The sequence below is a fragment of the Salipaludibacillus aurantiacus genome (assembly GCF_900111295.1).
GTDB lineage: Bacteria > Bacillota > Bacilli > Bacillales > Salisediminibacteriaceae > Salipaludibacillus > Salipaludibacillus aurantiacus.
This window is the reverse complement of sequence record NZ_FOGT01000015.1, coordinates 18372-31006: the sequence shown is the minus strand read 5'-3', so window position 1 is coordinate 31006 and position 12635 is coordinate 18372. Positions and strand designations below refer to the sequence as shown.

Annotated in this window: 13 protein-coding genes; 12 read left to right on the top strand and 1 reads right to left on the bottom strand. The window is 41.5% G+C overall.

Features of this window, described 5'->3' with window-relative positions:
• The first annotated feature begins 72 nt into the window (after positions 1-72).
• From flgL to BMW59_RS15985, 9 genes are all read left to right on the top strand, one after another.
• Positions 73-951: a flagellar hook-associated protein FlgL gene (gene flgL / locus BMW59_RS16025; protein ID WP_093054362.1), complete on the top strand. Its 879-nt coding sequence runs from the start codon at positions 73-75 to the stop codon at positions 949-951.
• 49 nt (positions 952-1000) lie between these two features.
• Positions 1001-1582, top strand: coding sequence for a DUF6470 family protein (locus tag BMW59_RS16020; RefSeq protein ID WP_093054360.1), 582 nt, complete (start codon positions 1001-1003; stop codon positions 1580-1582).
• 151 nt (positions 1583-1733) lie between these two features.
• The gene (gene fliW, locus BMW59_RS16015) at positions 1734-2186 is read left to right on the top strand and encodes a flagellar assembly protein FliW (RefSeq protein ID WP_093054358.1); all 453 of its coding nucleotides are present in this window, start codon (positions 1734-1736) and stop codon (positions 2184-2186) included.
• 3 nt (positions 2187-2189) lie between these two features.
• Positions 2190-2417: a carbon storage regulator CsrA gene (gene csrA, locus BMW59_RS16010; RefSeq protein WP_093054356.1), complete on the top strand. Its 228-nt coding sequence runs from the start codon at positions 2190-2192 to the stop codon at positions 2415-2417.
• Positions 2418-2656: 239 nt separating this feature from the next.
• Positions 2657-3361, top strand: a complete 705-nt coding sequence (locus tag BMW59_RS16005; protein WP_177174389.1) for a response regulator transcription factor — start codon at positions 2657-2659, stop codon at positions 3359-3361.
• 348 nt (positions 3362-3709) lie between these two features.
• Complete coding sequence (locus BMW59_RS16000) at positions 3710-4390, top strand: response regulator transcription factor (protein WP_093054352.1); 681 nt, start codon at positions 3710-3712, stop codon at positions 4388-4390.
• 177 nt (positions 4391-4567) lie between these two features.
• Positions 4568-5593 (top strand): flagellin N-terminal helical domain-containing protein, encoded by a 1026-nt coding sequence (locus BMW59_RS15995; protein ID WP_093054350.1) that lies wholly within the window; start codon positions 4568-4570, stop codon positions 5591-5593.
• Positions 5594-5683: 90 nt separating this feature from the next.
• Positions 5684-5953: a hypothetical protein gene (locus tag BMW59_RS15990; protein ID WP_177174388.1), complete on the top strand. Its 270-nt coding sequence runs from the start codon at positions 5684-5686 to the stop codon at positions 5951-5953.
• A 352-nt stretch (positions 5954-6305) separates the two neighbouring features.
• Positions 6306-7193, top strand: a complete 888-nt coding sequence (locus BMW59_RS15985) for a DegV family protein (RefSeq protein WP_093054346.1) — start codon at positions 6306-6308, stop codon at positions 7191-7193.
• 226 nt (positions 7194-7419) lie between these two features.
• On the opposite strand, the gene BMW59_RS15980 is transcribed toward BMW59_RS15985, so the two are convergent.
• Entirely contained in the window at positions 7420-8946 is a 1527-nt protein-coding gene (locus tag BMW59_RS15980; RefSeq protein ID WP_093054344.1) for a putative bifunctional diguanylate cyclase/phosphodiesterase, read from the bottom strand.
• Positions 8947-9397: 451 nt separating this feature from the next.
• On the opposite strand from BMW59_RS15980, the gene BMW59_RS15975 reads away from it, so the two are divergent.
• The 3 genes from BMW59_RS15975 (at position 9398) to BMW59_RS15965 (ending at position 12325) form a co-directional block, all read left to right on the top strand.
• Positions 9398-9841 (top strand): DUF8042 domain-containing protein, encoded by a 444-nt coding sequence (locus BMW59_RS15975; protein WP_483880116.1) that lies wholly within the window; start codon positions 9398-9400, stop codon positions 9839-9841.
• 430 nt (positions 9842-10271) lie between these two features.
• Positions 10272-10655, top strand: coding sequence for a DUF8042 domain-containing protein (locus BMW59_RS15970; RefSeq protein WP_177174386.1), 384 nt, complete (start codon positions 10272-10274; stop codon positions 10653-10655).
• Between the two features lie 338 nt (positions 10656-10993).
• Positions 10994-12325: a S8 family serine peptidase gene (locus BMW59_RS15965; RefSeq protein ID WP_177174385.1), complete on the top strand. Its 1332-nt coding sequence runs from the start codon at positions 10994-10996 to the stop codon at positions 12323-12325.
• The last annotated feature ends 310 nt before the right edge of the window (positions 12326-12635 follow it).

Here is a 12635-nt window from a genome sequence, read left to right as displayed (position 1 = left end):
CCGGCAAGCAATCAGGCGGCCTCTAAACCCGGCCGGCCAGCCGCAAAACTAACTAAAAGCAGGTGAACGAACATGCGCGTTACACAATCCATGATTGCCAACAGCTCGCTCAACCATTTGAGCAACAGCTACCAGCAGCTGAAAAAATACCAGGACCAGCTGTCCACCGGCAAAAAAATATCCCGGGCCTCTGAAGACCCGGTGATCGCCATGAACGGCATGCGCTACCGTACCCAGGCAGCCGAAACATCCCAGTTTAAACGCAACCTTTCCGAAGTGTACAACTGGATGGACACCGCCGATTCAGCGCTCGATAAAACAACAAACACGCTCCACCGCCTGCGCGAACTGACCGTCCAGGCGTCAAACGACACCTATGAAGCAGGCCAGCGCGCCAATATAGCCAACGAAGTCCGCCAGCTTAAAGAACACCTCGAATCGCTGGCCAACACACAGGCGAACAATAAATACATTTTTAACAGCACGAACACCACCAGCAAACCAGTCAACCTCGAAGCCGGTGAATTCTCAACCAATACAGAAAACGTGGAGATCGAGCTGCTGAAAGGCGTCAAAATCCCTGTGAATATCCGCCCGCAAAACGTCTTCTCACAAGACCTGTTTAACGATATTCAGGCACTCGAAGACATGCTCGAAGATCCGAACACAACAGCCGCTGACCTTTCCGGCATGCTCAACACGATCGACACCCACATCAACAACTCCGTCGACGAACGCGCCGAACTCGGCGCCCGCGTAAACCGCATCGAAATGATCGACGACAGAATCCAGGAGCAGGAAGTCATCGCCAAACGCATCCTCTCCGACAACGAAGACGCCGACATCGAGAAAGTCATCACCGGACTCATGATGCAGGAGAACGTCCACCGCGCCGCACTCTCCTCAAGCGGCCGGATCATCCAGCCGACCCTGATGGACTTCTTAAGATAACTTTTTTGGAAAAATCACGGCGAAGCTGAGTCATCAAGGAGGCATGCTCATGGAATTCCCCCGTCTTCACATCTCGTCCGTACAGGCCCAGACAGGTATCCGGCAGCAGCGTCCTCCCATGTCGATTCAGCAGCCGAACGCCGACCTGCATATTAACCAGGACCTTTCAGGCACTCTGCACATCAGCACAACAGCTTCCAGACTGTTTATCGATCAGTCAGAAGCCTTTGCCGACGCCGATCTGAAAGGCCCGCTTCGCCGGGTGAAAGAATACGGAGCCCAGTCGCAGCAAAAGGTACGCCAGTACGTCGCCAAAGTCACCCGTGAAGGCGAACAGCTGAAAAAGATTGAGCACGGAACGAACGCTCTCGCTTCCATTGCTAAACAAAACGGGGAACGCCCTCCGAAAGACTATAATTATGGCGTTGTTCCTGAACATATGGGGAAAGTCACATTTAAATACCAGCCGTCCGATCTGTCCATCCAATCCGACTGGGCCGACCCTGATATCCGTATCACCCCTAATAAGCCGGACATCAGCATCCCCCGCTGGGAAACTGAGGTGTACCTCCAGCAGAAAAACAATATCCAGTTCTCCGTGACGGGAGGATCAGTCAACCGACAGCTATAAGCATCCGCCATTCAACGATGGGGGATGCTTAAAATATTTCCTGGAAAAGTCAGCCTCTCCTCCCTTTAAAAAGAAACAATTTCCAATTCCGCCCCACAGCGTCGCCAATTTTCGATACAATAAAACAAAGAATGAAAATGGAGTGATCAGTTTGATAATCGAGACGAAATATTCAGGACCAACAGAGATCAATCCGGATAATATTATCCAATTCGACCAGGGCCTGCCAAGTTTTGAAGAAGAGAAAGCGTTTATTCTGCTTCCATTCAGTGACGAACCAGGCCCGTTTTATATTCTCCAGTCAACGGTGACACCGGGGCTCGCTTTCGCCGTCATGACGCCTTTCTCGTTTTTCCCGGACTATGAAGTGAAACTGTCCAACCAGCTGCTGGAAACACTGGATATCACCAACGAACAGGACGTCGCTTTGTTCACGGTGCTGACCCTTAAGGAAACGATCGAGGAGTCAACGGCAAACTTAAGGGGCCCAATAGTGATTAATACCGCCCGCAAAAAAGGAAAGCAGATTGTGATGAACGACTCCGGGTACGAGACGAAGCATTCGTTAAAACAGCCTGCGGCCTCCGGAAAGAAGGAGGGATAGCCGATGCTTGTGCTGACACGAAAACTCAATGAATCGATCAAAATAGGGGACGATATTGAGATCACAGTGATCGGGGTGGAAGGGGATCAGATTAAACTCGGGATCGACGCCCCGAGGCATATCGACATTCACCGGAAAGAAGTGTATCTCGCCATCAAGGAAGAAAACGAAGCGGCCGCCGGGGCGTCTGTCGACATTTTAAAACAATTCACAAATTCGATAAAAAAGTAACATTATATAAAAGTCTCATTGATTAGCAGATTCTGCTGTTATCAGTGAGACTTTTTGACTTTTATTTTTACAATTAACTAGATCTTTTATTGTCACATCTTCCTTATAGAGGAATATTTTATCGCTATTCTCAAAATTGAACAACAAAAGTCGCATATATGATCAGACAATCGAATCTTGTCGTAAAAGTTTTTAATAGGTATTGTTAAGAGTAGACATTAATGAAAGGGGATCAACCTATGCACTCATTGTATTCTTCCAAAGATACAGTTACTACCGAAAAGGTCCTCTTTATCGATTTTGATCAGTGCCTGTCGGAAGAAACCGTGGGAAAACTTTCATCGATCGCCGGTGATAAAGAGGTCATCATCGATAAGGGTAATCCCGATGAGCTGAAACAGGTACAGTACATCTTCTTTTTAATAGAAGATTACAGAGTCGAGACCCTCCGCTTCATCGAAGACAGACTTGAAGAATTAAAGGAAACCAATACATACTCACTTATTATGACAGCAGCACAGCCGACTAAGTCCCTTTTTCCTTATTTTATGCAGGACTTAAATGGTATCGTTTCCTTACCATTTTTCCTGGAAAACGGGCGCCGCGTTCTTAATTCTCTTGACGAGTTCGGGATCTTTCTTGAACAGAAGCTTCATTGTGACCTCGTCACCCTGATCCAGCATAAAAAATTAAAGGACCGGCCGATCAAACGGCTTAAACTGCGTGTTGAAGATGTTCAATACATATTAACTGAAAACGAAAAGAAAGTCCTGCAGCACATACTTGATGGCCATAATAACCGGAAAATAGCCGAACTCATGTTTTTGGCGCCGTCAACCGTCAGTACGGTGATCAGCCACCTGCTTAAAAAACTCGGGGCTAACGACCGCACCGATGCGATGGTCCAGATCATCCGTAAAGGCTGGGTAGATGCTTTAAGGTAATAATAGATAAGCAGACTCGCACGCTGCTTATCTATTATTATTGTTCTGCCGACTATACCAACTCTCACTCAACTTCGCACTCTCTTCGTACTAACTGCTAATTCTTTCTCACTCAGCAAATTACCTGGAAAAACACCTAGTACTAATCCCTCTAATTTTGAGGTCATATTAGACTCATTTAATGGGAATTAATTACAATTAAATAGAATAGAGCACCATTTTATCGGTTTAAGTAAACGTTTTCTCATTTATGCAAAAATTGTCGACACATAAGTGATATTGTAGATTCACACTTAATTTGTTAATATTTACTATATATTAAATTCTAAAGAATCAGGTGATGTACAGATGATTAAGAATAAAGGATTAGTTGGGAAGTTGGTAATTGTCGATACTGGAGGGGTATCTGAAACTAATTTCACACGCCTTTTCTCACGAGTTAACAATGGGACCAGTGTGTTACAAATCAGGGAGCTGCCTGTTAATACTGAGTCGAATGACGTTGTTTTCTATCTGATTAATGGAAAAGAAGATGGTGAATTTGAGAGATTAACAGATATGAGAGAAAAGACCGGATGCAAAATTTATCTTATTAAGGCAGGGGAAGCTTGCCATAAGTGTCTTCCTTACTTGTCGTTTCCTTTTGATGGCTTATTTTCGATTACCTTTCTTGAAGAAAATACTCATCTAATCCTGGAAACCATTTATTCTAATCTGCCTGTGCTTGAACCTTCGTTACATAAAAACCTGGCATTTGAGATCGACCAGAAAAAATCAAGGAAAACACCAATTAAGAAATTTGAGCTTAAGAGAGAGCTCGCCGGATGCCTGTTAAAAGAAAACGAACTAAACGTTTTGCAGGGGCTGTTAGAAGGAAAAACGACGAACGAGATTGCTGTCGAGCTGTATTTCTCACCCTCAACAGTGAGCGCGACGATCAGCGGCATTCTCAAAAAAATGCAAGTCAACGACCGCACGCAGGCAACCGTCCAGGCCATCCGGAACGGCTGGGTAGAAAGTCTGAGATGAAAGTTCAATTTAGTGAATTTATTTCTGAATAATCCTAAACATTTAAATGAAAGATCCGATAATAGAAATGTAACAGTGACCAGGACAGCGGCGGCCGACGCTTGCCTGTTCACTAAATAGATCAACCTTCCGCTCACAAGGACGTGACAGGAAGTAAATTCAAGGAGGAATTTTATTATGATTATTAACAACAATATCCCAGCGTTAAACACCCACCGTCAAATGGGTATTAACCAAAATGCTATGCAAAACTCAATGGAGAAGTTATCTTCTGGTATGCGTATTAACCGTGCAGGTGATGATGCAGCAGGTCTTGCAATCTCTGAAAAAATGCGTGCACAAATCAATGGTTTAGATCAAGCTAGCCGTAACGCGCAAGATGGTATTTCTTTAATCCAAACTGCAGAAGGTGCACTTGACGAGACTCATAGCATTCTTCAACGTATGCGTGAACTTGCAGTTCAGTCTGCTAACGATACAAATGTTGAAGTAGACCGTGAAGAGCTTCAAAAAGAAGTAGATCAGCTTTCTCAAGAAATCACGCGAATTGCTGATACAACTGAGTTTAACACTCAAAATCTTTTAGGTGGAGATTTTGAAGGTAAATTTCATATCGGTGCAAATTCTGAACAAAATATCACACTTAGCATTAGTGACATGAGTTCTGATGCACTAGCTGTAGGTACTAATTTCGTGGCAGGCACAAATGGAGATACTATTACATTCAATGACGCAGAGGGAACAGAAGTTACATCTAATTTTTTCGCAGCTGGAGCTGAAGTTGTTGGAGCAGCCGGAGACGATCCAGCTATTAATGCTGATGTAGCAGGATACTACACGACTGAAGGAGAGTTAACACTTGCTACTTCCAAACTCGCAGAAGGTGACGAAGGTGTTCTAGGAATAGATATCTCTTCTCAAGCTGCAGCAGATGCTGCTATCACTACTATCAATGAAGCTATTGAAACGGTTTCTGCTGAGCGTTCAATGCTTGGTGCAAACCAAAACCGTTTAGAGCACACAATCTCTAACCTGAACAACGCTTCTGAGAACCTGTCTGCTGCGGAATCACGTATCCGTGACGTTGACATGGCAGCTGAGATGATGGAAATGACTCGAGCAAATATTCTTTCTCAAGCTTCTCAGTCTATGTTAGCTCAAGCCAACCAACAACCACAATCAGTACTACAATTACTTGGATAATTTTATTATACAATACAAGAAAGACTCTAGCTTAGGCTGGGGTCTCTTTACTTTAATAGGAAAGGGATTGATTAAGTGGTTAAATACAATGTGGTCAAGATAGAATACCATGACAAAAATGGAAAGAAAATCAAATTTGATTGTCAAGACGTTGAGCTATTTGATAATACGCCAGAGTATACAGGCTATTGGAGTGCTGAAAGGGTAACATATAAAGACTTTAGATTAACAGAAAAAAATAGAAGTCAATTTATTTTTTATACAGACCAACATATCAGGCTAGAAGGAAGAGGGGCAGTACAAAGCAATGGTCAAAATGGCTATTCCATAATAGGTGAAGGGGAATTAGTCAGAAAGTAATTATGAATATCCACATAGCTTAGCTAATGGCCCACTAAACCTAACCAGTACTAAATAAATCTTTATCCATATATTGTGAATTTAAACGTACGTTTGTTCTGTGAGCACAGGAGGTTCAAGAAACAAGTAACGAAGCCGCTACTTCCATTTAGGAGTAGAGGCTATTTGAATTGTTTTTGGAAACACATCAATTGAAAAAAGGGCAAGTATTTAAAGTAGCTATTATTGCAAGAAAGTGCCCTCTACCAAGATTAATTTTACATATTTATTCCACCTTCTATATTATAATAGTAATTATTAATGTATGATTTAAGATGGATAATCTATTATAAATGATGAAGGAGTGGTGAATTTGTCGGGTTTTGTACTAACGTGTTGTTCTACTGCAGATATGCCGGATGAGTATTTCCAAAATAGGAAAATACCATATGTCTGTTTTCACTACAGTATAGATGGGACTGAGTATCCTGATGATCTAGGTCAAAGCATATCTTTTGATGACTATTATCGAAGAATCTCTGAAGGGGCCATGCCTACTACGTCGCAAGTTAATGTCAGTCAGTTTATCGAATTCTTTGAACCTTATTTAGAGGAAGGGAAGGATATCCTGCATATTTCTTTTTCTTCAGGACTTTCAGGAACGTTTCAATCTGCTAATATTGCAAAAGAAGAGCTTTTATCTGAGTACCCGGAGCGAAAAATTTTGATAGCAGACTCATTGGCGGCTTCATCAGGTTACGGAATGCTTGTTGATATGGCTGCTGATCTGAGAGACCAAGGGGAAACAATAGAAGAGTTGCACAATTGGGTTGAGAATAATAAGCTTCATGTACACCATTGGTTTTTTTCTACAGATCTGACACATTATAAACGAGGTGGCCGAATTTCCCCAACGTCTGCAATGGTCGGAAGTTTACTACATATAAATCCTTTGTTAAACATGAGCGAGGATGGGAAGTTGACTCCACGCAAGAAGGTTAGAGGTAAAAAGAAGGTGATCAATGAAATTGTTCGTATGATGGAAGTTCATGCGAAGGATGGTACCGATTACTCAGGGAAGTGTTTTATATCGCATTCGGCGTGCTATGATGATGCACGAAAAGTGGCGGATTTAATAGAAGAAAAATTCCCTCACCTTAACGAGTCCGTAAGAATAAACAGTGTGGGGACTGTTATTGGTGCCCATACGGGTCCTGGAACAGTTGCGCTTTATTTTATGGGTGACAAGCGTGAAAACTAATTTTTCGCTGAAATACATCTCCTTCATTAAATACCCTCCACAACTAAGCTATACTCAACTACTTGATGTGTTGAAGCGCCTGGCACATATCAAAAATCAAAGCCCACACATTACAAAAAGTGTGGGCTTCGCTGCAATCTGAAGAACTGGAGATACAGCTCCAGCCCTTCTCTAAAGAAATCTACAAGAAACCTCAATGACGTCCCTCTTATTCACCGGAATAGTATCACTGTATTATTTCAGGCTGCCTTCTTAAATATTTTTCTTCAAATTCACCAGCTTTGATTGGACGTTCAAAGTAAAACCCTTGGCCATATGTGCAATTGATGCTTTGTAAAAAAGCGAGCTGCCCTTGGGTTTCAATTCCTTCTGCTATCACATTTATTTTTAGGTGTTCTGCAATATCACAAATGCTTTCTATAATGGCTGTTTCATTTTGTAAGATAAAGGATTTATCAATTTTTAAAACGTTAATTGGGAATTGCTTCAGATGACTAAGAGAGGAATAGCCTGTCCCAAAATCATCAATGGCCACCTGGATCCCGATTTTTCTCAGTTCATTCAGTTTGTTTGAAACGTTTGTCCGGTCTTCCATAAATCCTTCGGTAATTTCAAACTCTAAATACTCCGGTGACACACCTGTTTCATTAATGATCCGTTTAACCCGATCAATGAAGTCCGAGGACTGCCATTGAATGACAGACACATTCACAGCAATTTTCGGAAGGGAAGTGTCGTCCGCTGTTTTCCACGTTATGATTTGATTGCATACTTCTTTTAATATCCATTCTCCGAGAGGGAGGATGAGTCCTGTTTTTTCAGCAACCGGAATAAACTCAGCCGGTGAAATCATTCCTCTTTGCGGGTGGTGCCAACGAATAAGTGCTTCAAGCCCAGCCAGTTCTCCTGTCTTAATGTCTACTTGCGGCTGGTACAGCATTGAAAAGTCGGTATAAGCATAAGAAACTGCTTTTCGTAAGTCATGTTCCATTGAGTAGTAGTATTTGTTTTTCTCTTCAAGGGAATAGGAATAGTATTTCCACGTATTTTTCCCTTTTTCCTTTGCATATTGCATAGCGGCATCTGCATGTTTGATTAAGTCCTCTGAATTTTTCCCGTGCTCCGGATAAAGACTTACACCAATACTTGGGGTAATGTAAACCTCTTTATCATCTAATTTAAAAGGTTCTGAGAAAGAACCTAACAAATCGCTTAAAGTTAAATAAAGCTGGCCTCTGTCATTTACTATAATAATAAACTCGTCACCGCTGAAACGGAAAACATTCTCTGACTCAAAAGCAGACTTCAATAAGGTCGCTACTTTTATCAATAACTTGTCGCCATATAAATACCCTAACTGATCATTAATTTTTTTGAAGCCGTCAAGATCTATAAACAATAGACTAAACCGATTGCCCGCTTTCAAAACTTTCTTTTTCAATGTGTTAGTTAAAAGTTTTTTGTTCGGCAGATTCGTTAAAGAATCATAGTAAACGACAAAGTTTAACTGCTCATCTTCCTTATCACAGCTTGCCTGCTGTTGTAACGCATCAATTTTTTGAGTAGCTGTATGTTTATCAAAGGTCACTTTATCAAATTGTTTTCCTATCCACCAAAATGGAATAAATAAAATCAGTCTATATAAAAATGCCAGATCAGGTATGTAGCCGTATATGTGGAAATCTACTATGATAGTGACGACCCCAATTAATAAACATGTAAGAACACTTATTATTCTTCCTTTGTAACCCATAACTCCCCCCTGTCGTGCTCAAGTGTATAACTAGAAACCTGGAGCCTAAATGAAATTATTTAAGGTGAACTTTTAAACATTGGTTAGAATCCCCCTCTAAAGGATCGGGACTTTAGACTCTTCTTTTTGCCATATGAAATCAGGGGCCTTATTTCCCCTGCTCATTCGACAAAAACTTTCTCTTACTAATATCGGAAAAAAATGAAAATACTTGAGTTTTTTTAACTCTTCTTTTATACGGATCAGACTGAATGGAGGGAAAAACAGCAGAAGTTTCGGGGAAATAGACGCATCAAATTAAAAAAGTAAAAGCATTTTTAGGTACGTAGTATTTGTAAGGAAAAAATATATTCATATCCTAAGTTGTAGTACAATAATATTAGTTAATGTCATAAATTTAAACCGAACTTTAAAAGCATAGGTTTAAAACAAAGTCCTTAGAACTACCTGAATGAGAGTGACTCATGTAAAATGGCAGTTAAAGAATAGATTTCTAAATACTTACATAGAAAGCAGTGATCGTATGGAAAAGTACACAGAGGTTATGAAACATAGTTTACAGCTGACGGAAACAATGGTGGAAGGTTTATCGCATATCCAAAAGCAGCTGAGTGAGGGGAAGTATTTAGAGGCGACCCAGCTGTTAACCGATGTGATATCTGGTTATGCATCGATTGAAAATTCCGTTCGCCCGGTTTTAATAGCGCTGGAAAAAGAAGGTCAGGTAGAAGGCCATTTAGACGATGTCCGTAAAAACATGGGACAAGTGGTGACACTGCTGGAGGAAGAGAATTTTGGGACAGTCCAGGAAGTCATCCAGTTTACCCTCCTCCCGAACGTGAAGAAATTAAAAGAAGAGATGGAAACGGTGTTTAAGCCTGACATTGTATCCTGATTAAAATTATACTGGTTCTTTATTTTGTTCCTTAAAATTCATAGGCCAAACTTGTGAATAAGGATTTGTCCTGTTTGCTTCTTAATTAATGTTGTTTCTATTACCTGATTTCTAATTGAGCCACAGCAAAATAATTTCGTCCGTTTTTGGTTTCTCCAGTTATATTGATCCCAATATATTTACAGGGATTATTTGACAATGACAGGGAGTTAAGTTTATAGTATTTTTTCAGGAAAAAATTTCAGCCAGGCAGTTTAATGTCAATAAGAGAAAAAAGGAGGGGGGCTAAACCATAGGGGTGGCGTGTGATGAGACAACTTAAGAGCTTTACGCCAGGTTCTGTCTTAATTAGATTGAGCCGCTCGCTCTTGTCTGGAATTGCTATTTCCGCTTCTTCAGTGATATTTTGCAATAATTTATATAGAAAGTAGTGACTCAATTGGAAAGACATCTTGAAATTATGAAACAGTCTCTTCAGTTATCGGAGACTGTAGTTAATGGATTAATACATACAAAGACCTTGCTTAGTGAGGGGAAGAGACCGGAAGCGATGCAGATGCTTGATGACATTCTTGTCTCATACGAGTCTGTGGAACGATCTGTTACTCCTGTGCTTGCTGAAATGGATATGGCCGAGGCAGAAGAGGTTCAAGGATATTTTACTAATGTGCAAAAGGGTGTTAATGCTGTGGTCACAGGCCTGGAAGCAGAAAAATACGAAAAAGTAGAAGAAGTTCTTGATTCCACACTTATTCCCCAGTTTAGGAAGTTAAATGATGATCTTAAGAAAGCTTTTCAACCGTATCTCACTTAGTAATAATAGAATAAACAGGAAGAGTTGCCTCTAAAGGTAACTCTTTTTTTTGAACTGAACTAAAAACGGGAGGCCGTTTATATGCCGAAGGTCCTGTATAGTTTAATCAATTTAGTGTTCCGAAAAATGTTAGTCTCTATTTGCTGTCCTATTCGCAAGGAACTCAAGTCTTCACTTACTTTATCTAGTTCTTTTTTCTCAAAACACGACTGTATTTACTTTTTTCAAACAATTCTGCCATTATATGTGATATTTTAAAATTAATAATTTACAAAAATTAGAAAAGGAGGGTTGTGGTAGTCCACTGCATTAAAATTACATATTATATGGAGGTTCAAATGAAAAAACAACTGTTAAGTTTGACTCTTGTTACTGCTTTAACTGTGACCAGTTTTGGTACGATAGCTTTGGGTCAGGAAGAAGAAGACAAAGAATATTTAGTTCTTTTTAAATCGAATACGATTAATGAGGAGACGTCAGCTGAAATGGAAGCAGGAGGGGCCGACATTTTACAGGAAGCCTCTAAAGTTGGCCTGGTTCACGTAGCCGCTCCGGAAAGTTTCCTGGATGAGGCGGAGGAAATGGAAGATGTGAGCCTCGTGGCTGAGAACATTGACATTTTTACAAATGACTATGTGCTTGAGGCAGATGGAGAGTTATCTATAAATGAAGAGACGATTGAAGCAGATTTATTTGAAGAGTATCAGTGGGACATTAAGCGCGTGACTGGTAATGGGAAAGCATGGGACATTACTAAAGGTGACCATTCCGTCGTTGTCGGTGTCATTGATACCGGCGTGGACTTCACTCACCCGGATCTTGAAGATAACCTTCTGTATGGCAAAGCTTTCTTCCCGGGTGCTGAAGAAGAGGATGCTTACAAAGATTCCGGCATGCACGGCACGCATGTGGCAGGCTCGATTGCCGCTAATGGCAGAGTGTTAGGAGTAGGGCCGGAGCTTGGTCTCGCTTCTTACCGTGTAACCAATGACCAGGGGCGGATGAACTGGGCAGGCATCCTTGATGCTATTACTACGGCAGCGGATGACGGCGTGGATGTAGCGAACTTAAGCCTTGGCACGTATTCAACGATCACAAATGAAGCCCAGCGGCTACTCCACCTCTCTTCAAAAAGAGCGGTCCAGTACGCCCATCAGGAAGGGATGATTATCGTTGGCGCCAACGGTAACAATGGCATGGATTTAGGAAAAGCTGTTCACACTGAAAAAGGCGAAGGCAAAGTTTACGGCCCGCTTTTTGATACATTCACAGACATCCCTGGGGTAGTCAGCGTGTCGTCTACTACTGATCGAGATACGCTCGCTTATTATTCCAACTATGGGTCGTCGAACGTCAATTTGGCTGCTCCGGGCGGCGACTATGGTCCGAACTGGCCTAATCCTGAAAATGACCAGAGTTTACTCGTTTCTGAATCCCGCGCTTACAGTACGGTTCCTGTGAGCAGAGGGTCTTACGGCTGGGCGATGGGAACAAGCATGGCCGCTCCTAAAGTAGCAGCGGCAGCCGCGCTCGTGAAAGCTGAGAATCCTCAGTTTTCAAGGGCAAGAACAATCACTCACTTACAGCAAACAGCCGAGGATCTTGGCAAAAAAGGGCATGACGAGTATTTCGGCCACGGGTTAGTTGATGCGTACAATGCCTTAAAATAACTATAAGCAAAGCCTGCAGATATGACCTGCAGGCTTTTTTACCGCTAAGTTTCTTGTGATTGCCGGCCATTCGATGTACAAAAGATTAGCCCCTATTTTTAAAAAGTTGTGGTTATAAACAGCAGGAAAAATAAAATTTTTTATATGAAAATTATCCCTCCATGCCAGTCTTCAGCGCGCCTCCATAAAAAGAAATTATAATAAATTTTCGAAAAGGGGTATCATTCTCAAGGTACACGGGTTATACTATAGAAAGCTTATTGAGGTTCGGATAAGAATGAAAGAGATTGCTTTTACAAGTTAAATTCCT

Coding starts and splice junctions, on each gene's coding strand:
- BMW59_RS15980 (WP_093054344.1), bottom strand. CDS start 8,946: ATGGGTTACAAAGGAAGAATAATAAGTGTTCTTACATGTTTATTAATT.
- csrA (WP_093054356.1), top strand. CDS start 2,190: ATGCTTGTGCTGACACGAAAACTCAATGAATCGATCAAAATAGGGGAC.
- BMW59_RS16000 (WP_093054352.1), top strand. CDS start 3,710: ATGATTAAGAATAAAGGATTAGTTGGGAAGTTGGTAATTGTCGATACT.
- BMW59_RS16020 (WP_093054360.1), top strand. CDS start 1,001: ATGGAATTCCCCCGTCTTCACATCTCGTCCGTACAGGCCCAGACAGGT.
- BMW59_RS16005 (WP_177174389.1), top strand. CDS start 2,657: ATGCACTCATTGTATTCTTCCAAAGATACAGTTACTACCGAAAAGGTC.
- BMW59_RS15995 (WP_093054350.1), top strand. CDS start 4,568: ATGATTATTAACAACAATATCCCAGCGTTAAACACCCACCGTCAAATG.
- BMW59_RS15975 (WP_483880116.1), top strand. CDS start 9,398: ATGAGAGTGACTCATGTAAAATGGCAGTTAAAGAATAGATTTCTAAAT.
- flgL (WP_093054362.1), top strand. CDS start 73: ATGCGCGTTACACAATCCATGATTGCCAACAGCTCGCTCAACCATTTG.
- BMW59_RS15965 (WP_177174385.1), top strand. CDS start 10,994: ATGAAAAAACAACTGTTAAGTTTGACTCTTGTTACTGCTTTAACTGTG.